Source organism: Mangrovibacter sp. MFB070 (assembly GCF_000705335.1).
In the GTDB taxonomy this organism is placed as follows: domain Bacteria; phylum Pseudomonadota; class Gammaproteobacteria; order Enterobacterales; family Enterobacteriaceae; genus Mangrovibacter; species Mangrovibacter plantisponsor.
Map to the genome: position 1 here is coordinate 14520 of NZ_JJMI01000021.1, position 21031 is coordinate 35550.

Below are 21031 nucleotides of genomic sequence, written 5' to 3' on the forward strand. Positions count from 1 at the left end.
ACCCGATGGCCTGAATATGGTAGAAATAACAGATTCTTCACACATTCGGCGCATTGAATCAACATTCCTCAGGAGGCGCTATGTTCGAAAAACTTCATACTCGCAATGGTAAAAAATTCTTGTTGTGTGTCGCACTGGTCTTCATTGTTGCACTTTCTGTGATTGGCAAGGCAACGTTTGGTGGAGTGGTGGATGAATACAACATGCCAATGTCTGAATGGTCGGTTTCTATGTACTTTATGCAAAGTGCATGGGTGCTTATCTACACGCTGATGTTCACTATTATTGGGTCTTTGCCGTTTGGTTTCTATTTCCTGGGCGAGACAGACAAGCATCACTGATATGTAAGGCATTAAATAACTATCCCGGCAGGCCGCCGGGATAGGGGAAAGTACCTGTACAGGTTGCTCGTATCAGGCTGTTGTATTGATATTACGGCCGACTGCCGGGTTAGCCGGGAGTGAAGGCACCGCGTTAATCAACTGTGTAGCAACTGACTCCTGGTTATCCAGCGTTTTTCTCAGCATTAACGTGCTTACCTCATTATTGGTTTGCATGGTGCTGAGGCCGGTAGAAAGTGCAGCAATCTGTGATACATCCATCTTAATATCCTGATTGAGTTGAGAAATATCGGAACGATACAGGACATGAAAAGGGTAAACCCTAATCGGCGAAAATGTAACGTGGGCAAAAAAATACCCACGTTTTGCTGTTATCGGCAGGGTAGCGTAAAACCTGAGGATTAAATGCCAAAAACCAGCCACACATCGCAAATTGCGAACTCAGGCCCGTATGTTAACGGGCTGTGGGCAGATTACAGGTCGTCTGCGTGCGCATCCTGCAGGGCTTTGGCATCGGGGGATGAGAACAGCAATACCGTGCTGGTGCTGCCCTGGCTATCGCTGGCGAAGTAGAGTGCGATATTGCCGTCGCCAAAGGTAAACATGACCGACTGGCCTGGCGTGGTGCGCACTGCGGTAATTTGATCTTCTCCAGGCGCGCTCACCAGCCCATACTTCTTAGCCAGTGAATTAATTGTTTCTGCCGTGTTGTCTACAGGTACCCGGATACCCAGGCGAATAAACTGGTTGCCGGCAAAGAAAAACTCAGCATTCGTTACGCCACTTTCGAAAGGGAAGTCTGCGCACTGGTACATTTCCCCGATTTCAACTTTTACCGGGCCAGTCATTGTGCAGTGTGCATGCTGTTTAATCACGTCCGGGCTACTACCAAAATCCATGTCGCGAAAACCGCTGGCTGCCTGGGCGCCGTGGCAGGTCAAAATTAGCAGGGCACTCGCCAACAGTGGAAAAGACTTCTTCATTTCCTGTTCCTGAAACTGATGTTGTACACATTAACCTCGCTGCAGGATACGCGCCATGTTGTGTTTCAGCCAGCAGATTTTAGCCAGTACAGTTTGGTTAACCTTAATGTTGTAAACAAACATACAGGCAGGGTATGTAAATTAAAATGATAACAATTAGTTAGCAGATAATTAGTGAAAAATTCATCAGCAAAGTATTAATGGGGCTTTATGGTTATTTTATTATTACTGAATGTGTGGTGGATGCTGAAATTAATTTTTTAATTGCAATCATTGGGTTGGCTGTAAAAGTGCTATTTAGATCAATAAAGATGCTTGTTTTTACAAGCAGTGGTGACTTTACTTTAATACGCTATAAAAGTCTTTTTGATATTGCCGATAGATAAGTCATGGTTAATCACTTCCTGTTTTGAGTGATGTTTTTTCATAGTAAAACCTCTGCGTTATATAAGGAACAGCCGTATGCTTCTGGAACTGTTAGGCCTTAAAAAGCTAAAGATTACTGCGAAATTATATCTGGGTTTTTCTGTTGCTATAGTTATTGTGGTTTTAGTCTCAGCATTTGGTATTAATGCCTTGTTTGATATCAAAAACCACACGACGAAAAATGATTTTGCAAACAACTTATCTGCAGAGCTTGATAAGCTAAGAAGCGCCCGGTTGACCTATCTTGCGACTAATGACCTCTCCGTGCTGGAGAAAAACCGGCAGGAACTGGCCCAGACTACCGGCCTGATTGAAAATAATAGCAAGTTGTCCTGGCAGTCAGATGACCTTCCTTTGCTCGAAACCATCAAACAGAAGTTTGTGGTCTACCAGAACAGCTATGAGCAAGTCTATCAAAAAGAAAAAGAACGCCTGTCTATGATTGAAGGAATCAGCCAGGAAATCAGCCAGGAAAAATTAGATAACTATTATCATGCTATTCAAAATACGCCTCTGACAGAATCACAGGTAAATAAGTTATTTAGTTTCATGTTACTGCTAAGTGATGTGCGTGATATTGCTCACGATGTGCAAATGCATGGTGAACAGGCCTATGTCGACCAGGCATCAGAAAAAATGGCACAGGCACAAAAAATGTATAGTGATTTCCCCCGTGATACAGGTTTGCCTTTCAATGTCATAGACCCTGTCTGGCAATATTTCGGACAGTTCATGCAGAATATGCAGAGTTACTACCATACTTACCAGGAAAGTGCACAGGCGACAAATGTGCTGAGTGCTTCTGCACAATCTCTGACGCAGGCCGTACAGGTATTAAATGATCTTGAAGCTGAAAAAAACCGAACTATTATTTTTCACACCATTAGTGTGATGATTGTCATTTCAATTATTGCCATTTTGTTTGGTTTACTTGCTGCGTGGTATATCACCCGCCTGATAACCAAACCGATTAAAGAAAACCTGCAACTCGCCGAGCATATTGCTGATGGCGACCTTACACAGCATATTAAACCGGCAAGTAACGATGAACTGGGGCAACTGACGTCCGCAATGGCCAAAATGAATGCCCGGCTGCATAAAATGATCAGCGATATTCAGGGCAGCGTTGAGCATGTGGTGGGGGCTACCGGGAAAATTGCTGCCAGCAATGATGACCTGGCTTCACGCACTGAACAGCAATCAGCCGCGGTAGTTGAAACCGCGGCCAGCATGGAAGAGTTAACTTCTGCAGTGAAACGCAATGCAGAAAACGCTCACCAGGCAAGCCAACTGGCCACAGGTGCTACACAGGATGCCGGTAAAGGCGGTGACATTGTACGCGGTGTAATTAAAACCATGGACAGTATTACCGAAAGTTCGAAAAAAATTACTGAAATTATTAATGTCATTAATAGTATCTCGTTCCAGACCAATATTCTGGCACTAAATGCGGCAGTGGAAGCAGCACGTGCTGGTGAACAAGGGCGTGGGTTTGCTGTGGTGGCAGGGGAAGTGCGTATGCTGGCTTCGCGCAGTGCTCAGGCAGCAAAAGAAATTGAAACTCTGATTACCGAGTCTGTATCACGTGTACAAACAGGGTCTTCGCAAGTATATGAAGCCGGGAAAACTATGGAGAACATTTTCACTTCTGTGTCGCATGTGAATGACATCATGAAGGAAATTGCATCGGCATCAGATGAACAAAGCCGGGGTATCGACCAGATAAGCCACGCTATATCTGAGCTGGATACAACGACACAGCAGAATGCGTCGATGGTGGTGGATTCATCGCACAACGCTGGTGCTCTGGAAGAAGAAGCTGCTCGTCTGGCCGGTCTGGTGGACATGTTCCGGATTTCTGCCGCTCCTGCACAACAACACCCGCGTCCGGCACCTGCACGCCCGGCGTTAGCCAATAAACCCGCGTTGACTGGCGACAGTGGCGGTCAGTGGGAAAGCTTCTGACCTGACAGCCCCCGGTGCCAGCTATACTGAGTGCATTGAGGGGATTTATGTATCAACGCATTGATGGGCGTAACTGGCGGCACATCTATTTGGTTGGTGACTTGCACGGTTGCCTGGCACAATTTGCCGGGCAACTACGCAAGGTTCGCTTTGACCCCTGGCAAGATTTAGTTATTTCTGTGGGGGATTTAATTGACCGGGGTCCGGACAGCCCCGGCTGCCTGGCTCTGATTGGCAAACCCTGGTTTCGTGCCGTTCAGGGTAACCACGAGGTGATGGCGCTGAATTCACTCCAAAATACCCGCCACGATACAGAAAGCGGGTTTTTATGGGAAATGAATGGCGGCCGGTGGTTTCGCCAATTAAATGAAGTGCAAAAAAAACAAACAGAAGACCTCTTTCAGCGCTGTAAACATCTCCCTTTTATTATCGAATTACTTACCCAGGATAAACGCATCATCATTGCTCATGCTGATTACCCCTTGCCTCGCTGGGTGTGGCAAGCTGATGTTGACCCAGCGCTTGTGGTCTGGAGCCGTGAGCGTTTACAGCGGAATATTCAGGGGAAAGGCGAACCAATTGAAGGTGCTGATGCCTTTTATTTTGGGCACACACCACTAAAAATACCACTGCATTTTTTTAACCAGCACTACATCGATACCGGAGCAGTATTTGGTAATACCCTGACGTTAGTGGCTGTGCAGTAACCATAAGTCGCTGCGTTGTTTTGCCGGGTGCATACTTTGCATGCGGTGTTTTGCTTCATAGGGGTAACATCCTCCATGGCGAATACCCTGGTCTTTCATCGCATACAGGCACTGTTCTTCAGTGGTGAAATTTTCTATTGGCAGTGTTTTGCAACCACCATTGAGATAACAGACAAAAAGCACAAGCGTGTACATGCGTCCCTCGCGTCCATCGTGGCACTGTGTGTTAAGTGTAGGGGAGGGAAGTAAACCTGGGAAATACCAGACAAAAAATAAGCCCGCCATGGGGGCGGGAAAGTGCAGCGATAACAATGTCTCTGGTGCTCCAAAGGCACTGATTATGCAAAAAGGTTGTGGCAACAGATTATCGGTTTATTCCGTAACCCTGAAAAAGGAAGAGAGACATTTCCTGTTTAAGGGGACCGGTTGCAGTCAGTTCCTTATACTATTACTTGTTACTTGTCCTGTTTCTTGCACTATTTACGGTGCTATTCCACCCGCATAACCCATGCATCAGTGGTTTTGTCGTAGTCCTGACGGTAAAGCTCCGATGTGGCGCCATCCATTTGGGCCGGAATTGAGGTTTGTTCATCCCATGCATCAAGTTGCATACATAAATCCGGGTCGGATTTACAGGGGATTGTCAGGGTTGTCCCTTCTTTCCCACTATGCAATTCTGCATCATCAATTTCATAAGCTCCTATACGAACACTGGTTTTGGTCATCGCGCGCTCCATGATTTATTTGCAGGTGGTATGACCAGACAAGGTCATACCTATGAAGCGTAGTGAAGATGACACAAATTGCCAAATCAAAAAATGCGTAAATTTTGGCCAGGTCACATCATTGTGCAGCGCTGAACAGAATGCCATCCCGAACTAACTCGCGTGGAAAACTGTTTTTCAATTTACTGGACACTTTTTTCGCCAGCCCCAAAACCTGCCCCTGGAACACCACCAAAACCTCACCGAACTGTGGTGGGTTGCTAAGGAAAATATCTCTGCCGCGATACCATTCCTGTGCCTGTTCACCATTAATATCGAAGGCATTAGGCGCACTGGCGTTGCCCAGTGCAATGACCGCTTCATGTTGCCAGCGCACGCCTTTATTGTGGCGTTCTGCCAGTTTGATTCCGCAGCGAGAGAAACGCACTTTATTGAGCAACGGTTCAATGTCTTGTGCAAACAGCCACAACTCGTTGTCACGCATCCACAGGTTATGTGATTGCGGCCAGGTTAACCCCACCTCTGCAGCGGCCTGTTGTAGTGACTGGCTGTCTTTACGACTGGCAGGTTTGAACGGAAATGTTCCTAATTTAAATGACGGTTTTTCAGGTGCAGGCAGGCTGGCTTGCTTGCGCAGGCAGGCGATAAAAAAACCTTCACTGTCATAATATTGTGGAAATACATGCAGAAAACCTTCTGCAGTTAGGGCTTTATCTGCCCCAGGGAACAGGTTACCCAGCGGTAAAACAGCCAGTTGTTCAGGAAATGCTTCAAGCAACGCGTGGCAAACTTCCTGATTTTCATGCCGGTTCAGCGTACAAGTGGAATACACCAGCGTTCCGCCGGGGCGTAATGCGTGGAGTGCGCTCTCCAGCAGTTCCCTCTGGGTTGCGGCAATGCTGTGCATACTATCCGTTGACCAGTTTTTCAGGGCATCGGCATCCTTACGGATAACACCTTCGCCAGAACAAGGGGCATCAAGCAAGACAGCATCAAACGTTTCCGGTAATGCTGCGCCAAAGACTTTGCCATCGAAATGGGTCAGAGCGGTGTTAATTACGCCACAACGGCTCAGGTTGGCATGCAGGACTTTTACCCGGCTGCTGGAAAACTCATTCGCCAGGATAAAGCCCTGGTTGCCCATGCATGCAGCCAGTTGTGTTGTTTTGGAGCCTGGTGCCGCAGCCATATCCATCATGCTGGCGGGAAGGGTTTCACACTGCGAGAGTAACGCGGTCACCGGCAGCATTGAACTGGCTTCCTGGATATAAAACAACCCGCCCAGGTGTTCTGCAGTGCTGCCCAATGGGAGTTCATCTTCATTGTCCCGCTCAATCCAGAAACCTTCGCTGCACCAGGGGACAGGTGTGAGTTGCCACTGGTAGGGGGCCGTCAGGGTAAGAAAGTCAGCAACTGAAATTTTCAGCGTATTCACACGAATACTGCGGCGCAGTGGTTTCGCACAATATTCAAGAAAGGTGTCCAGAGTAGTGCTGCCTGGCAGCGTGTCACTCATCAGTTGCAGAAATTCAGGCGGAAGAAAAAGGCTGTGCGAGGCGGCCACGTTGTGTCCCTGTATTACAAAGTTAATGCGGCAGTTTAACACAAAACCGCGTGCCGACCGACAGACCGGCACGCGCTGGTGGTTTTGACGCATTAACGGGGTATCGCGGTACCCCAGTCACGCCAGTCTTTAGGTTCGTTATCCAGTAACAGGAAGTGCTGGCCTGTTTGCGCTTTGGGCGAAAGCGGGGTGCTGGGTGGGGTGGCAAACGCAATGCCACCGCGAATAAACTGGTTGAATGTTCCGGTTTTTACTACACCGCCGACCAGGCCGAAGTCCAGCTTGTAGCCGGATGCCAGCCAGAAAACAGTATTGCTGCGAACCAGGTCCTGGTAACGTTTCCCAATGCGCAGTGAGACCATCACCCGGTCAGACAGTGTTCCCAGTCCAAGGCCGGTCACTGTGCCTACTTCAATCCCCCGGAACAGAACAGGGGTTCCGACCGATAGCGACCCGGCGTCGGGCACTTCAACAGTAATGCTCAGCCCGTCCAGATACCGGGAGTCAGAAATTGTCGCCAGTTGGATATCAAAGTCACGCTGGCGCCCACCTTTGCCGGGTTCAACATTGATATAGGGTTGAATCAGCGTATCGAGGTTCGCAACACCTGCTGCGGAAATTTGCGGCGTAACAACGGAGAAGCGGGTTCCTTTACGGGCAAAGGTATTGGCGTATTCGGGGTAAAGCACGGCCTGAGCCTGCACTTCATTGCGTTCAGTAATTAGCGATAATGATTCCACCTGGCCGATATCAATTCCCAGGTAACGAATCGGCATGCCCGAGGCCAGCTTGTCTGCACTGTATGCATGAAGGGTAATGCGGCCGCCGATAGCGCGAGCGGCAGTTTCAGAAGGCCATAATTTACGTTTTTCTGCTACAGGTAATGAATCTGCTGAACTTGGCAGGCTGTCGAAACTAATCGCCCCGCGAATGGCCCGGTTAAGCGGAGATGCCTGAACTGTCAGCCCGTGCCCGTTTAACTGAATTTTGGCACCACCTTCAGCCCAGAACACGCTGTCCGGGGTGAGCAACTTGCGGTACTGCGGTTCAATATAGACACCAACATCAAAAGAACCGGCATGCGGTGTGATACTGATAACTTGCCCTACTGCAAATTTCCGATACAGAACCACAGAGCCCTGCTGAATATCAGGCAGGTTATCAGCCGTTAATGTGAGGGTGGCTGTGAGAACATCGTTTTGCTGGTTGTCTTTCGCCTGCTGTGTGTTGGCGAACAGTGGGTAATCTGTTTTGGCATCACCGTGGTTGCCGGACAGCAGGTTAATACCACCATTGATCCATTGCGCTGGCGGTGCTGCAAGGAATTCAACACCGTCAAGGCCCACTTTCATATCCAGCCTGCTGTTGGCAACAAATTTACTGTCAGCACGCACCAGTGAGCGGTAGGTTGGGTCAATCGCAATGGTAAATTTTACCCCTGCTGGTGTGAGTGTACGGGTAACCACCTGGCCAATTTGAATCCCCCGGTTTAATACCGGCTGGCCGGGGCTTACGCCATAGCTGTCTGGAGCTGTTAGTGTAACTGACAGGGCATTCGCCTGGTCAAGCAGGGCTTCACCTTCAGGCACCACATCAAAATGATGCTGTGGTTTGCCTTCCCCCGGGTGCAATTCCAGGGTGCTCCCTGTAAGGAGCGCACTCAGGTTTGGGTTATCCAGCGACACTTTAGGCTGGGCAAGTGTAATGCGTGTCCCATCGCGCATTAAATTGACTACGCTTGGGTCAACAGTCAGTTCGCCAGTTACCGTGCCGTCGTTATCAAGGGCTATTTTGGTTAAGGTGCCAACCTGTAACCCCTGGTACATAAGGGGCGTGCTGTTGCTTTTTAACCCGCTGCCGCCTGGCAGCGAAAGTGAGACATGCACGCCACGCTGGCTTTGTGCGATATCCGGGTACAGGGTGAATTGCGCATTTTGTGGCGCCTGTTTGTCATCCTGCGGCGAGTCGAAGGCAATCGCGCCATTAACCAGTGCAGCAAGGCTTTCCAGTTGAATGGATGCGCCGCTGAAGCTGAAGTCGGTTTTCAGCCCGGAAACATTCCAAAAACGGCTGTCTTGTTTGACCAGGCTGGCAAAGCGCCGGTCGATCAACACATCAATGGAAACGCCTTGCTTGCTCAGCGTGTAATCATAGACGTGGCCCACAGGAACTTTGCGGTAATACACTCTTGAGCCGCTACTGAGTGCACCTAAATCCGGTGCCTGGAGATGAATCATCAGTGCGCCATTGTTTTCCCGGTAGCGGGGTTGTGAATCCTGGGCGGTAAAATGGTCTTCTTCATTGCCGGGGCCTGGCATCATGCCGATGTAATTTCCGCCTACCAGGGCATCAAGGCCGGAAACGCCCGCCAGTGAAGCTTTTGGGGTTACCAGCCAAAATTGAGTGCCAGCCCGAAGGGCATCCTGCATGGAGCGTTTTATACTGGCCGTCACCACTATTTTACTTAAGTCTTTACTGGGCTGAATATCCTGCACTGTACCGACTTCGACACCCTGATAGCGCACAGGGGTTCTCCCCGGGACTATGCCGTCGGCAGAAATAAAATCGATGGTGATTGTGGAGCCATGTTCCTGCCAGGAGTTCCAGACCAGCCAGCCACTAATCAACAGGGCAATAAATGGCAGGAGCCAGAAGGGAGAAATGCGGCGTTTGACTTTCACTGTTGCTTCAGGTGGCGTCATGTTTTCCTGACTCATAAGCATCCCAGAAAAGCCGGCTGTCGAGCCATTCAACAGCCAGCATAGTTAATACTACAGCCACACCAAAATAGAGCGCGGCTGGTCCCATCGTAAAGGCCAAAAGTTGTTCACGGTTAACCAGTGACATCATGAGCGAAATGACAAACAAATCCAGCATGGACCAACGCCCGACCCAGGTAATAACACGCAACATTTTCATTCGGGCCAGAATACCCTGTTCGCAACGGCAATGAATGCTCACCAGCAAGGTAAACAGCACGATAACTTTGGTAAAGGGCACAAGAATACTGGCAATAAATACAATCGCTGCAACAAAAATATTGCCATGCCCAAGGGAGATAATGCCGGACAGAATAGTATCTTCCTGGCGTGTACCATTCACATAAATAATGGATATAGGCAACAAGTTAGCCGGGATTAAGAACATCAGTGAGGCAACCAGTGCCGCCCAGGATTTTTGCAAACTGTGCCTGCGCCGCAGGCGCAATGGAACATGGCAACGTGAACAACGCCCTCGTTCGTCAGGCTCGCCAGTATGGTGGCAGGCAAGGCAAACACGGGCATGAGGATTGGCAGTTTTCTGAAATGGCTGGGGGTAAAAGCGCTGCCATAATTGCCCTGTATTGAGGTAAATAATGGTCAGAATACTGAGTACCACCAGTGCGATAAAGGCTACCAGGCCTTCGCCCCACTGAATGAATGCATAGTCACGTACTTTTATGGTGGCAACGACGATACCTATCAGGTAAATATCAACCATTATCCACTCTTTCAGGCGGTGGAGCATGAGTAACACTGGCCGGGCGTTCATTCCAATACGCGGGGCAATTCGCAGGTAAAGAATGGAGGCGACCAGTGTCGCAGGGGCACCAACAGAACAGAATGTAACCAGCGAGGCGGTTATCACGTCCCCTTGCTTTACCATTTGCCAGATCCCCTGCATCAGGCTGGCGTCAATGCGCGCACCTAATAACCAGACACTGAGTAACGGGGATGTCCAGGCAAAGGGCATCAAAATCAGCATGGTGATAGCAATGATAGTAAGCCGTTTCATCGACCAGTCGCGGCCACTGTCAACATGCGCATTGCAACGAGGGCAATAAGCTGTGTGCCGACGCGTAAGCGAAGGTAACAAAAAAAGCATGTCACATTCGTGACAACGCTGATAATGTGCCTCACTTGTCTTCGGCAAGGCTACACTTCTTGCTGGCAAAGAAAGCAGCCGGGCTATCCGTAGTTTAAGGTGCATCGGGAACTCTGCCTGTAAAATGGATGGAGTAGTTTACCCTGAAAAAGGATTCATCTTGAGCCCCGGGGCATTTATTGCTTATTTTAGTAGTCCGGGCAGTAACGTTATACAACCAAGTGAACTATTAATGAATAAAGAGCTATTTTATCAAGAGTTGAACCGGGATTTTTCAGCACTGATGGCAGGGGAAACCAGTTTCCTCGCTGTGCTGGCGAATACCAGCGCGCTTTTGTTTGAACGTCTTTCGTCAGTCAACTGGGCAGGGTTCTATTTGCTGGAAGGGGATACACTGGTTTTAGGGCCATTTCAGGGCAAAATAGCTTGCGTGCGTATACCGACAGGTAAAGGTGTATGTGGCACGGCGATTGCTACAGGTAAAGTGCAGCGCGTTGAAGATGTTCATGCTTTCGACGGCCACATTGCTTGTGATGCGTCCAGCAATGCAGAAATTGTCTTTCCGATAACAGTCGCCGGGCGTCAGTTAGGTGTGCTTGATATCGACAGTACCGAGTATGGCCGCTTTGATGAAGAAGACGAACGCGGGCTGGGAACCCTGGTCACAGAGTTGGAAAAGCTTCTCTCTGGCACAGATTTCGAAAAATTCTTTCTAACAGATGCATGATAATCAACGGATAACGTAGCAATTACAAATGGCGTCATTATAATGACGCCTGTTCGTGCCTGTGATGGTTGGCAAAGTCCGTTGTAATCAGGAAATTTCATGGAAAATCAACCTAAGTTGAATAGCAGTAAAGAAGTTATCGCATTTCTTGCTGAGCGTTTCCCGCTCTGTTTCACTGCCGAAGGTGAAGCTCGTCCCCTGAAAGTCGGTATTTTTCAGGATCTTGTCTCACGAGTGGAAGGGGAACAGAACCTCAGCAAAACGCAGTTACGCTCTGCGTTACGCCTGTATACCTCCAGTTGGCGCTACCTGTACGGCATTAAGCCTGGCGCAGTGCGTGTTGACCTGGACGGCAACCCTTGTGGTGAGCTGGAAGAGCAGCATGTAGAGCATGCCCGCAAACAACTGGAAGAAGCAAAAGCGCGTGTCCAGGCGCAGCGTAATGAGCAACAGGCGAAAAAACGCGCTGCTGCCGCTGCCGCAGGGGAAAACGGTGAAGCAACTGCTGCCCGCCGTGAACGTAAGCCTCGTCCTGCTTCTGCTCCTCGTCGCAAAGAAAATGCACCCCGTAAAGCGCCGGTGAACAAAAAACCACGGCCAGCAGAGGAAGCTAACCATAAACCTGTGACTGACATTTCAGTACTGAAACTGGGCCAGGCAATTAAGGTTAAAGCGGGTAATTCGGCAATGGATGCGACTGTACAGGAAATTACCAAAGACGGTGTCCGTGTGGCGCTGACTTCAGGTATGTCAATGTTAGTGCGCGCAGAACATTTGCTGTTCTGAGACGGAGGTCAACCCAGGCATGAACAAAATTTTCAGGCTTTCGGCTTTTGCCGGGCTTTTTCTGTTGGTGGGCAATGCGCTTGCGGTAGAAGACATCACACGTGTTGATCAACTTCCAGTCCTCAAAGAGGAACCGCAGCATCCCACCGTCAGTGAACGAGTAACCTCGCGTTTTACCCGTTCTCACTACCGTCAGTTCGATCTGAACGCTGAGTTTTCTGGCAAAATTTTCGACCGCTACCTCAATCTTCTCGATTACAGCCACAATGTTTTGTTAGCCAGCGACATTGCGCAATTTGAGAGCCGCAAGGGCACCATTGGTGATGAACTGCGTAGCGGCAAACTGGATCTGTTTTATGATTTGTTCAACCTGGCACAGAAACGCCGTTTTGAGCGCTATGAATATGCGCTGAAAGTGTTGCAGCGCCCGATGAACTTCTCCAGCAATGAAACCATTGACCTCGACAGGCGTAAAGCGCCCTGGCCGACTTCCGAGGCTGAGTTAGATAAGCTTTGGGACGCGAAGGTCAAATATGATGAGCTGAGTCTTAAACTCACCGGAAAAAATGACAAAGAGGTTCGCGAAACACTGGCACGGCGTTATAAATTCGCTATTCGCCGCCTGGCGCAAACCCGTAGTGAAGACGTTTTCTCATTAGCGATGACTGCCTTCGCGCATGAAATCGACCCGCATACTAACTACCTTTCTCCGCGCAATACTGAGCAGTTCAATACTGAGATGAGCCTCTCTCTCGAAGGGATTGGCGCTGTACTGCAAATGGATGATGACTACACCGTGATTAATTCGCTGGTGGCGGGTGGGCCTGCGGCGAAAAGTAAAGCCATCAGTGTTGGCGACCGTATTGTTGGGGTTGGTCAACCAGGTAAAGCCATGGTGGATGTGATTGGCTGGCGTCTGGATGACGTAGTGGCCCTGATTAAAGGCCCGAAAGGCAGCAAGGTTCGCCTTGAAATTTTGCCAGCCGGTAAGGGCAGCAAAACCCGAACAGTTACACTGACACGCGAACGTATTCGCCTTGAAGACCGCGCAGTGAAGATGTCTGTAAAAACTGTTGGCAACGAAAAAGTCGGCGTGCTTGATATTCCGGGCTTTTACGTCGGGCTGACGGATGACGTTAAAGTCCAGTTGCAAAAACTGGAGAAACAGAACGTCAACAGTATTGTCATTGATTTACGCAGCAATGGTGGCGGGGCGCTGACTGAAGCTGTGTCGCTGTCTGGCTTGTTTATTCCTTCTGGCCCGGTTGTTCAGGTGCGGGATAATAATGGCAAAGTGCGTGAAGACAGCGATACCGATGGTATTACTTACTATAAAGGCCCGCTGGTAGTGCTGGTTGACCGCTTTAGTGCCTCTGCATCAGAGATTTTTGCCGCTGCCATGCAGGATTATGGCCGGGCACTGATCGTGGGTGAACCAACCTTTGGTAAAGGAACTGTTCAGCAGTATCGTTCGCTCAACCGCATCTATGACCAGATGCTGCGCCCGGAATGGCCTGCACTCGGTTCTGTTCAGTACACTATCCAGAAGTTCTATCGCATTAATGGTGGCAGTACGCAATTAAAAGGCGTTACACCTGATATCATGATGCCGACCGGAACTGAAAATACTGAGACAGGCGAAAAGTATGAAGATAATGCTTTACCCTGGGACAGCATCAAAGCCGCGCACTATACGAAAACCGGGAGCATGACGCCTTTCGAACCGGAGTTACTGAAGTTACATCAGGCTCGTATCGAGAAAGATCCTGAGTTTCAGTATATTATGAAAGACATTGCCCGGTTTAATGCCAACAAGGATCGCAGAAACATTGTGTCACTGAACCTTGCTCAGCGTGAGAAAGAGAATCAGGAAGATGATGCGCTGCGCCTGGCACGGATCAACGATCGCCTGAAACGCGAAGGCAAACCACTGCTCAAAAAACTTGATGATCTGCCGAAAGATTATCAGGAGCCGGATCCTTACCTGGATGAAACTGTTCATATTGCAATCGACCTCGCCAATATGGAAGCTGGTAAGCAACCTGCTGCACAGCAGTAATAACGCTTTAATCCTCCAAAAGGCACACATTCGTGTGCCTCAGATTGATGAAAAAGAAGGAAAAAGCGTGGTTTTTCCTTCTTTTTAGTTAGCAGGCGAAAATCAATGACTTGATTTTCCTCTTTTTTTATTAGGTGACATCCTCTTGTTCTGTGCGAACATGAGGTTTGTCATCAGACTCAGGCACACATTCGTGTGCCTTTTGTTTTTGTGACACACTCTTCTATTGTTATCTGTCCATGATATACACGGGTTGAGAAGCGCCTGTTGCAAATATGTTGGTCAAAAATGATTTCCACAGAGCCCGCTTTTCCAACGCAAAACTGGTGAGTTTTGTTGTGTATCTCGTCAGTAAATTAAGACAAAATGTAAAGTTATGTTTTTTTAAGCACTTGCCAGCATCTGGCTCTTGAAAATGTACACGATACCCCTACGATGTGATTCATCGCGTAGAGCGTTTTGTTAAAACGAGGTAAACAAATATATGATGCGAATTGCGCTTTTCCTGTTAACCAACCTGGCCGTTATGGTGGTTTTCGGGCTGGTGCTGAGCCTGACCGGAATTCAGTCAAGCAGTGTCCAGGGGTTATTGATTATGGCCCTGCTGTTTGGCTTCGGTGGCTCTTTTGTATCGCTGCTGATGTCCAAATGGATGGCGTTACGTTCTGTCGGTGGGGAAGTGATTGAGCAACCCCGTAACGAGACGGAGCACTGGTTACTTGAAACTGTCCGTCGGCAGTCACAGCAAGTGGGGATTGCTATGCCGCAGGTTGCGGTGTATCACGCTCCGGATATTAATGCTTTTGCAACGGGTGCCCGTCGCGATGCGTCACTGGTCGCGGTCAGTACCGGGTTGCTGCAAAATATGAGCCGTGATGAAGCCGAAGCGGTTATTGCTCATGAGATAAGCCACGTCGCGAATGGCGATATGGTCACCATGACGCTGATTCAGGGGGTGGTGAACACCTTTGTTATCTTTATCTCGCGTATTCTGGCGCAAATTGCAGCCGGGTTCCTGTCAGGAAACCGTGATGATGGTGAAGAGACAAATGGCAACCCGATGATCTATTTCGCGGTTTCAATGGTACTCGAACTGGTGTTTGGTATCCTGGCGAGCATTATCACTATGTGGTTCTCCCGCTACCGTGAGTTCCATGCTGATGCCGGTTCAGCGCGTTTGGTTGGCCGTGAAAAAATGATAGCGGCACTCCAGCGACTGAAAACCAGCTACGAACCGCAGGAAGCGAGCAGCATGATGGCGTTTTGCATTAACGGGAAGTCAAAAACATTAAGCGAGTTGTTTTTGTCTCACCCGCCACTGGATAAACGTATTGAAGCGCTGCGTACCGGCCAGTACCTGAAATAATCCCGCTGTACAGGTTCAACATAAAAGGCGTGCATCGGGCACGCCTTTTTTATATATGAAGTTAGTGAACGGGCACGGCTTTGTTGCCGTGAACTACAGCAACTGTCAGTTCTCGGGCAATGCCTGTGTGACCCGCAAGCTGCTGACAATACAGGCGGCAGTAGCAAAACAACCAGCCATTATCAGTGCGTATTGGGTTCCCTGCGTCGCTGAAAGATTCAGTGTTAACGCAACCAGCGCGGCACCACTACTTTGCCCAAGCAGCCTTGCCGTGCCAAGCATGCCACTGGCACCACCGCTGCGGTTTTTCGGGGCTGAAACAATAATGGTATGGTTATTAGGCGACTGAAATAAGCCGAAACCTGCGCCACACAAGGCCATTCGCCAGATAATATCCACATCGGTTGGTGTGCCAGGCAAGAAGGCCAACGCAAACAACCCTGTCAGCATCAGAAGCATACCCAGCCCACCCAGCAGACCAGCATGGAAACGACCAATCAGCCGCCCGGCAAGCGGCGCCATCACCATGGTTGCCAGCGGCCATGGCGTTAATAATAAACCGGTTTCTACTTCGCTACGCCCAATGGTGGACTGCAAGTAAAAAGGCAATGCGACCAGTGCCAGCATTTGCGCACAGAAGGAACACACAGAAGTACACAGCGATAACGTGAACAGCGGGATGCGCAGCAGATCAACTGGCAGCAGAGGTACAGTGAGGGTTAGCTGGCGACGAACGAAAAAGAAACCAATAATCAGCGCGGAGACCAATTCTGCGAGTGTAATAATCCCTGCCTGTTGCTGAGCGAAGCCACTTAACGCAGTAATCAGCAAACCAAATGTCAGGGCGTTCATAATGGCGCTGGGTAAGTCGAAGCTTTGTTTTTTGGCTCCTTGTGGGTTGGGTGGCAAAAAGCGCATAGCCAGCAACAGGGCAATAATCCCGGATGGAACGTTGACATAAAACAGCCAGTGCCAGCTGGCGACGGAGAGTATTGCAGCAGCAACAGTTGGCCCTGCTGCTGCAGACACTGCGACAATGAATGAATTAATCCCCATACCGCGGCCTAACTGGTACTGCGGGTAAATCAGCCGAATCAGTGCCGTGTTTACACTCATCAGTGCTGCGCCGCCAATCCCTTGCAGAACCCGCGCTGCTGTGAGCATTTCAAGGTTTGGGGAAAGGGCACATAAAAACGATGTGGCGGTAAAACAGACCAGACCGGTTTTGTAGACTCGCCGGTAACCAAACATGTCACCCAAAAATGAGAATGTCAGTAAGCTAACGACAATGGCGATTTGATAGGCGTTGACTATCCAGATAGAGGCGGCCTCAGAGGCATTCAGGTCGCGGGCAATGGTGGGCAGGGCAACGTTCGCAATTGCGCCATCCAGAACTGCCATCATGATACCAATGGCTATTGTGGCAATTGCACCATAACGCTGAGGCAGCGGCAGACCATCAGAAAGTGTTTTTTCCATAGAAAAATGTGAGCTGTACCGACATTGTAATGATAGTGCACATTATAACATTTATATATCTGCTATATGTCGCAGATTTGTAACGAATAAGCGATGACTCGTTGCGGGCAAGTTGCCATCCACATATACTAAAAACCGGTTCTGAATTTTATAAAACATGCGCGATAGAGGTGATTAATGTCAGTGGCAGATCTGGATAAACAGCCTGATTCTGTATCTTCAGTGCTGAAGGTGTTTGGGATTCTTCAGGCACTGGGTGAGGAGCGAGAGATTGGTATCACTGAACTGTCGCAACGCGTGATGATGTCCAAAAGCACAGTGTATCGATTTTTACAAACCATGAAATCCCTTGGTTATGTAGCTCAGGAAGGCGAGTCAGAAAAATACTCTCTCACCCTGAAGTTGTTCGAACTGGGGGCTAAAGCGTTACAAAACGTCGATCTTATTCGCAGCGCAGACCTGCAAATGCGGGAAATTTCCCGTTTAACGAAAGAGACTATTCACCTGGGTGCGCTGGATGAAGACAGTATCGTTTACATCCATAAAATCGATTCAATGTACAACCTGCGCATGTATTCGCGTATTGGCCGGCGTAACCCGTTACACAGTACTGCTATTGGGAAGGTGTTGTTAGCCTGGCGTGATCGCGATGAAGTATTGTCGATTCTCGAACATGTTGAGTACACCCGTAGTACTGATCGGACAATTTCCAGTACTGAAGAGTTACTTGAAGTGCTGGAAGTTGTGCGCAAACAGGGCTTTGGGGAAGATAACGAAGAGCAGGAAGAAGGGTTGCGTTGTATCGCCGTGCCGGTCTTTGACCGCTTTGGTGTGGTGATCGCCGGGTTGAGTATTTCTTTCCCAACGTTACGTTTCTCTGAAGATAAACTGCATGAATACGTTAGCATGTTGCACAATGCTGCACGTATTATTTCCCAGCAAATGGGTTACAACGACTACCCATTCTGAGTTGTACTGAGAGGTAATAAACGCACCGGCCAGCCGGTGCGTTGTTGACTATTGCCCGGTATCAATCACTTCGTCAGTTTTACGCAGCAGCGGGCAACTGGTGACACCAAGAAAATTATTGTCCAGGTGCAGGTACTGAGCAGATGTAACATGCCGGGCCGTCAGGTAGTTACACTTAATACCAAGCCCGGCGGCATTCTCATGTGAACCGATTAAAATGCCATAGCCACTCACCAGTAAACCAACCCACAACACTGCAAGAGCAATAACTAAACGAATAATCAGGCGCATAGAACCTCTTTATCATTGATATTATTCCAGTATCATCAATTCTGAAGGGGAAGATGGCAATATGATGAATCCGAAAAGCGTATCCTGTATGCAGAGACACTTGGTTTAACATTAGCATGCTATCTTATTGCCAATGATCGATAACTGGAGAATATGGTGAGAAAATACCGATGGGTACTCCTGGTGGCACTACTGTTGGCCTCGTTGCTGGTGTGGTTACAGGTTTTTAACGTGATGTGCGACCAGGATGTCCAGTTTTTCAGCGGTATTTGTACAATTAATAAGTACATTCCCTGGTAAGCTTTATGTCGCTGGCTTTTCACTGTAGTGCCGGTGGTATAATGGTTTTTTTTTGAGGTGGTAAGATGGACAATGTAATGAACCCGGGCACTGTAACACTTATGCCCCTGGTGATTTCGGCAATAATGGTTATCCTCGGTCTCGTTCTTTGGTTTTTTGTTAACCGCGCAAGCGTTAAAGCTAACCAGCAAATCGCGTTACTCAATACACTGGTAGATCAACAGAAACGCCAAATCGTGTTACTGCGCCGCTTGTGTGATGCCAATGAACAGGCAGAAGTCAGCCATGAAGATTCTGGCTCTGAGCCAGCTCCACAGGTAGCAACACAAGAAGAAGGTGATGATTTTATCCGTCTGGTTGCTGAACGTTAAGTCCTGAGCACTGTGAGCGGTGGCATTTGACAGTATGGCCTGGAAAAACCCCTGGTTTAACGCCCAGAAAGCGCATCACCGTATTGACGGTTTTGTGAATCTTGACCCTGCTGCCGGCCATCGCCCCGGAGACCTCGATAAATGGCGTGCAGAACGCAAACAGGCGAAGTTGCCTCATCCTCCGGCCGCGGGTTACGACGCGTTTATTAGTACCTGGTGGCAGCGCGCCGATTTTTCCACAGAGGAAGACGGGATTTGGTGGCTGGGACATGCTTCTGTTCTGGCCCGTCTGAACGGTATTAATATCCTTATTGATCCGGTTTTTTCTCAGCGTGCATCACCGGTCTCTTTTGCCGGGCCGTCACGCAAAACGCCTCCCTGTACGTCCGTCGCTGAGTTACCGCCAGTCGGCGCTGTTGTCATTTCTCATAACCATTATGACCACCTCGACAGCACGGCTATCAGTCAGTTAAAGCGTTACCATCCCCAGGCCTGCTATTTCGTTCCACTCGGGTTGGGTAACTGGTTTATGCGGCGTGGCATTCAACAGGTTATAGAACTCGACTGGATGCAGTCATATGTCTGGCAAGGATTGGTATTAACCGCGGTTCCGGCTCAACACTGGAGTATGAGAACACCGTGGAACCGTAACCGTTCCTTATGGTGTGGATGGGTTCTTGAAAGTGACGATTGCCGGTTTTGGTTCAGTGGCGACACGGGTTACTTTCCGCAACTGTCTGATTTTGTATTGCGCGTTGGCCAACCGGATATGGTTGCCTTGCCTGTTGGGGCCTATGCACCAGAATGGTTCATGCATCCGCATCATATGTCGCCTGAAGAAAGCGTTTCAGTGTGGCAGCAAATTGGCCGGCCGTATGCTATCCCCATCCATTGGGGGGTATTTGAGCTTGCCGATGAATCCATTGATGAACCACCCGATAAACTACTGCAGGCGTTGAAAAATAAAGGAGAAGATTCGAAATATTTTCAATGCTGCAGAATAGGTCAGTACCATGAGTTAATTAAAAATAACATTTAATTATTATCATATTCCTTTGGTTATATATATGCCCGGGTGATTGGAACTGACTCTTTTTATTCATGGGTAAATAAATCTTTGCATTATTTTGATGCAGGTTCATTAAACTGTCATTATTTTGGTGCATGTTCCAGAATGGAATCTGAATCACATTATTGCACTGAAGCGGGCCTTGTTAAGGCAATTGAAACTGCATAGCTATGCGTTGTATTCATCCAGCAGAATTTTCTATATCTCTTTTGCTGAGAGCCGCTGGACGCAGGGAAGTGATTGGTCTATGTTAGAAAAGTTACATCAATATAGCAGCACAGTCACAGAATTAACCGTGACCATAAGTTTTGTTTAATGAATATTTGCGCATAACTGTGCATTCATGAAAACTAACTTACTGAATTTGTGCGTTAGATCGATGCACGTTTAAAAATGGCTTGCCATTATAAACGTTGTATGTGATAACACTTTGAGTCAAACGAGGTACAGTTCTGTTTATGTGTGGCATTTTCAGTAAAGAAGTTTTGAGTAAACACGTTGTCGTTGAATACCGCTTCTCTGCCGAACCTTTTATTAGTGCCTCAAGCAGTAATGTCTCTGTTTTATCTCAGGTATGCCTGTGGGCGTAGAAACAAACTAAGGAAATTTAGAAATGGCAAAGATCAAAGGTCAAGTTAAGTGGTTCAACGAAGCAAAAGGTTTTGGTTTCATTACTCCTGCTGATGGCAGCAAAGATGTGTTCGTTCACTTCTCTGCAATCCAGGGTAACGGCTTCAAAACTCTGGCTGAAGGCCAGAACGTAGAGTTCGAAATTCAGGATGGTCAGAAAGGCCCGGCAGCGGTTAACGTTGTAGCGCTGTAAGTTGCACGGCGCAAGCCACGCACATACATCACAATTCAAAAGCCTCGCTTATAGCGGGGCTTTTATCTTTCTGGGATTTGGCAATATCTTACAAAATATTTCACATCCCGCTTCTGTTTGTGTCTTGTTGCAATATCGTGAAGGTATTAGCAGAGTTTTCCCCCTTTCTGATAGTGGTTAGGTTCTAATTTCAGCGTCATTTTTATTGTTTCAGAA

23 protein-coding genes are annotated in these 21031 nt (G+C 48.5%); 14 read left to right on the top strand and 9 right to left on the bottom strand.

Annotated features, from left to right (window positions below):
• Positions 1–80: 80 nt before the first annotated feature.
• Complete coding sequence (locus DT73_RS08845; RefSeq protein ID WP_036107224.1) at positions 81–341, top strand: DUF2534 family protein; 261 nt, start codon at positions 81–83, stop codon at positions 339–341.
• A gap of 72 nt (positions 342–413) precedes the next feature.
• On the opposite strand, the gene DT73_RS08850 is transcribed toward DT73_RS08845, so the two are convergent.
• A complete protein-coding gene (locus tag DT73_RS08850; protein ID WP_036107226.1) occupies positions 414–602 on the bottom strand; it encodes a YjfB family protein in 189 nt (62 codons plus the stop codon).
• 212 nt (positions 603–814) lie between these two features.
• A complete protein-coding gene (locus DT73_RS25110; protein WP_051691319.1) occupies positions 815–1324 on the bottom strand; it encodes a hypothetical protein in 510 nt (169 codons plus the stop codon).
• Between the two features lie 200 nt (positions 1325–1524).
• Here DT73_RS25110 and DT73_RS08860 point away from each other — a divergent pair, with 200 nt between their 5' ends.
• From DT73_RS08860 to DT73_RS08870, 3 genes are all read left to right on the top strand, one after another.
• The gene (locus tag DT73_RS08860) at positions 1525–1710 is read left to right on the top strand and encodes a hypothetical protein (RefSeq protein WP_036107229.1); all 186 of its coding nucleotides are present in this window, start codon (positions 1525–1527) and stop codon (positions 1708–1710) included.
• Between the two features lie 76 nt (positions 1711–1786).
• Positions 1787–3715 (top strand): methyl-accepting chemotaxis protein, encoded by a 1929-nt coding sequence (locus DT73_RS08865; protein ID WP_036107233.1) that lies wholly within the window; start codon positions 1787–1789, stop codon positions 3713–3715.
• Positions 3716–3762: 47 nt separating this feature from the next.
• Positions 3763–4422, top strand: a complete 660-nt coding sequence (locus tag DT73_RS08870) for a metallophosphoesterase (protein WP_036107237.1) — start codon at positions 3763–3765, stop codon at positions 4420–4422.
• Here the strand turns inward: DT73_RS08870 and DT73_RS08875 are convergent.
• The 5 genes from DT73_RS08875 to yebS form a co-directional block, all read right to left on the bottom strand.
• Positions 4405–4617 carry a DUF1482 family protein gene (locus DT73_RS08875; RefSeq protein ID WP_036107242.1) on the bottom strand — a complete coding sequence of 71 codons (213 nt, stop codon included), beginning with the start codon at positions 4615–4617 and terminating at the stop codon, positions 4405–4407. The two genes, DT73_RS08870 and DT73_RS08875, sit on opposite strands and share 18 nt — an antisense overlap.
• A gap of 293 nt (positions 4618–4910) precedes the next feature.
• Positions 4911–5147 (bottom strand): DUF1480 family protein, encoded by a 237-nt coding sequence (locus DT73_RS08880; protein WP_036107246.1) that lies wholly within the window; start codon positions 5145–5147, stop codon positions 4911–4913.
• A 118-nt stretch (positions 5148–5265) separates the two neighbouring features.
• Positions 5266–6711, bottom strand: a complete 1446-nt coding sequence (gene rsmF / locus DT73_RS08885; RefSeq protein WP_036107473.1) for a 16S rRNA (cytosine(1407)-C(5))-methyltransferase RsmF — start codon at positions 6709–6711, stop codon at positions 5266–5268.
• 92 nt (positions 6712–6803) lie between these two features.
• Positions 6804–9428 carry a PqiB family protein gene (locus DT73_RS08890; protein ID WP_036107249.1) on the bottom strand — a complete coding sequence of 875 codons (2625 nt, stop codon included), beginning with the start codon at positions 9426–9428 and terminating at the stop codon, positions 6804–6806.
• Positions 9400–10680 (bottom strand): membrane integrity lipid transport subunit YebS, encoded by a 1281-nt coding sequence (gene yebS / locus DT73_RS08895; protein ID WP_036107252.1) that lies wholly within the window; start codon positions 10678–10680, stop codon positions 9400–9402. The genes DT73_RS08890 and yebS overlap by 29 nt, the downstream gene beginning before the upstream one ends.
• A 127-nt stretch (positions 10681–10807) precedes the next feature.
• On the opposite strand from yebS, the gene DT73_RS08900 reads away from it, so the two are divergent.
• From DT73_RS08900 to htpX, 4 genes are all read left to right on the top strand, one after another.
• A complete protein-coding gene (locus tag DT73_RS08900) occupies positions 10808–11302 on the top strand; it encodes a GAF domain-containing protein (RefSeq protein WP_036107480.1) in 495 nt (164 codons plus the stop codon).
• A 99-nt stretch (positions 11303–11401) separates the two neighbouring features.
• Positions 11402–12088 carry an RNA chaperone ProQ gene (proQ, locus tag DT73_RS08905; RefSeq protein ID WP_036107256.1) on the top strand — a complete coding sequence of 229 codons (687 nt, stop codon included), beginning with the start codon at positions 11402–11404 and terminating at the stop codon, positions 12086–12088.
• Between the two features lie 19 nt (positions 12089–12107).
• Positions 12108–14147: a carboxy terminal-processing peptidase gene (gene prc / locus DT73_RS08910; protein ID WP_036107258.1), complete on the top strand. Its 2040-nt coding sequence runs from the start codon at positions 12108–12110 to the stop codon at positions 14145–14147.
• A 484-nt stretch (positions 14148–14631) separates the two neighbouring features.
• The gene (htpX, locus tag DT73_RS08915; protein WP_036107260.1) at positions 14632–15513 is read left to right on the top strand and encodes a protease HtpX; all 882 of its coding nucleotides are present in this window, start codon (positions 14632–14634) and stop codon (positions 15511–15513) included.
• A 105-nt stretch (positions 15514–15618) separates the two neighbouring features.
• On the opposite strand, the gene DT73_RS08920 is transcribed toward htpX, so the two are convergent.
• Positions 15619–16992: an MFS transporter gene (locus tag DT73_RS08920; protein WP_036107262.1), complete on the bottom strand. Its 1374-nt coding sequence runs from the start codon at positions 16990–16992 to the stop codon at positions 15619–15621.
• Positions 16993–17169: 177 nt separating this feature from the next.
• Here DT73_RS08920 and kdgR point away from each other — a divergent pair, with 177 nt between their 5' ends.
• Positions 17170–17961 carry a DNA-binding transcriptional regulator KdgR gene (kdgR, locus tag DT73_RS08925; protein ID WP_036107265.1) on the top strand — a complete coding sequence of 264 codons (792 nt, stop codon included), beginning with the start codon at positions 17170–17172 and terminating at the stop codon, positions 17959–17961.
• Between the two features lie 48 nt (positions 17962–18009).
• Here the strand turns inward: kdgR and DT73_RS08930 are convergent, their stop codons facing one another.
• Positions 18010–18252 carry a YobH family protein gene (locus DT73_RS08930; protein ID WP_036107267.1) on the bottom strand — a complete coding sequence of 81 codons (243 nt, stop codon included), beginning with the start codon at positions 18250–18252 and terminating at the stop codon, positions 18010–18012.
• Positions 18253–18408: 156 nt separating this feature from the next.
• Between DT73_RS08930 and mgrB the strand changes: the two genes are divergently transcribed.
• The 5 genes from mgrB to cspE all read left to right on the top strand — a co-directional run bounded on the left by mgrB (position 18409) and on the right by cspE (position 20815).
• On the top strand, positions 18409–18552 hold the full coding sequence (mgrB, locus tag DT73_RS08935; RefSeq protein ID WP_036107482.1) for a PhoP/PhoQ regulator MgrB: 144 nt from the start codon (positions 18409–18411) through the stop codon (positions 18550–18552).
• Between the two features lie 65 nt (positions 18553–18617).
• The gene (locus DT73_RS08940; RefSeq protein ID WP_036107269.1) at positions 18618–18923 is read left to right on the top strand and encodes a YebO family protein; all 306 of its coding nucleotides are present in this window, start codon (positions 18618–18620) and stop codon (positions 18921–18923) included.
• Positions 18924–18957: 34 nt separating this feature from the next.
• Positions 18958–19962 carry an MBL fold metallo-hydrolase gene (locus DT73_RS08945; protein ID WP_036107271.1) on the top strand — a complete coding sequence of 335 codons (1005 nt, stop codon included), beginning with the start codon at positions 18958–18960 and terminating at the stop codon, positions 19960–19962.
• Between the two features lie 488 nt (positions 19963–20450).
• The gene (locus tag DT73_RS25450; RefSeq protein WP_072006922.1) at positions 20451–20582 is read left to right on the top strand and encodes a DUF2627 domain-containing protein; all 132 of its coding nucleotides are present in this window, start codon (positions 20451–20453) and stop codon (positions 20580–20582) included.
• A gap of 23 nt (positions 20583–20605) precedes the next feature.
• Complete coding sequence (gene cspE / locus DT73_RS08950) at positions 20606–20815, top strand: transcription antiterminator/RNA stability regulator CspE (protein WP_036107273.1); 210 nt, start codon at positions 20606–20608, stop codon at positions 20813–20815.
• The last annotated feature ends 216 nt before the right edge of the window (positions 20816–21031 follow it).

Bases quoted from the DNA above. Each gene is read 5' to 3' on its own strand.
- DT73_RS08845 (WP_036107224.1), top strand. From the start codon at position 81: ATGTTCGAAAAACTTCATACTCGCAATGGTAAAAAATTCTTGTTGTGT.
- DT73_RS08850 (WP_036107226.1), bottom strand. From the start codon at position 602: ATGGATGTATCACAGATTGCTGCACTTTCTACCGGCCTCAGCACCATG.
- DT73_RS25110 (WP_051691319.1), bottom strand. From the start codon at position 1,324: ATGAAGAAGTCTTTTCCACTGTTGGCGAGTGCCCTGCTAATTTTGACC.
- DT73_RS08860 (WP_036107229.1), top strand. From the start codon at position 1,525: ATGGGGCTTTATGGTTATTTTATTATTACTGAATGTGTGGTGGATGCT.
- DT73_RS08865 (WP_036107233.1), top strand. From the start codon at position 1,787: ATGCTTCTGGAACTGTTAGGCCTTAAAAAGCTAAAGATTACTGCGAAA.
- DT73_RS08870 (WP_036107237.1), top strand. From the start codon at position 3,763: ATGTATCAACGCATTGATGGGCGTAACTGGCGGCACATCTATTTGGTT.
- DT73_RS08875 (WP_036107242.1), bottom strand. From the start codon at position 4,617: ATGTACACGCTTGTGCTTTTTGTCTGTTATCTCAATGGTGGTTGCAAA.
- DT73_RS08880 (WP_036107246.1), bottom strand. From the start codon at position 5,147: ATGACCAAAACCAGTGTTCGTATAGGAGCTTATGAAATTGATGATGCA.
- DT73_RS08890 (WP_036107249.1), bottom strand. From the start codon at position 9,428: ATGAGTCAGGAAAACATGACGCCACCTGAAGCAACAGTGAAAGTCAAA.
- yebS (WP_036107252.1), bottom strand. From the start codon at position 10,680: ATGCACCTTAAACTACGGATAGCCCGGCTGCTTTCTTTGCCAGCAAGA.
- DT73_RS08900 (WP_036107480.1), top strand. From the start codon at position 10,808: ATGAATAAAGAGCTATTTTATCAAGAGTTGAACCGGGATTTTTCAGCA.
- proQ (WP_036107256.1), top strand. From the start codon at position 11,402: ATGGAAAATCAACCTAAGTTGAATAGCAGTAAAGAAGTTATCGCATTT.
- prc (WP_036107258.1), top strand. From the start codon at position 12,108: ATGAACAAAATTTTCAGGCTTTCGGCTTTTGCCGGGCTTTTTCTGTTG.
- htpX (WP_036107260.1), top strand. From the start codon at position 14,632: ATGATGCGAATTGCGCTTTTCCTGTTAACCAACCTGGCCGTTATGGTG.
- DT73_RS08920 (WP_036107262.1), bottom strand. From the start codon at position 16,992: ATGGAAAAAACACTTTCTGATGGTCTGCCGCTGCCTCAGCGTTATGGT.
- kdgR (WP_036107265.1), top strand. From the start codon at position 17,170: ATGTCAGTGGCAGATCTGGATAAACAGCCTGATTCTGTATCTTCAGTG.
- DT73_RS08930 (WP_036107267.1), bottom strand. From the start codon at position 18,252: ATGCGCCTGATTATTCGTTTAGTTATTGCTCTTGCAGTGTTGTGGGTT.
- DT73_RS08940 (WP_036107269.1), top strand. From the start codon at position 18,618: ATGGACAATGTAATGAACCCGGGCACTGTAACACTTATGCCCCTGGTG.
- DT73_RS08945 (WP_036107271.1), top strand. From the start codon at position 18,958: ATGGCCTGGAAAAACCCCTGGTTTAACGCCCAGAAAGCGCATCACCGT.
- DT73_RS25450 (WP_072006922.1), top strand. From the start codon at position 20,451: ATGTGTGGCATTTTCAGTAAAGAAGTTTTGAGTAAACACGTTGTCGTT.
- cspE (WP_036107273.1), top strand. From the start codon at position 20,606: ATGGCAAAGATCAAAGGTCAAGTTAAGTGGTTCAACGAAGCAAAAGGT.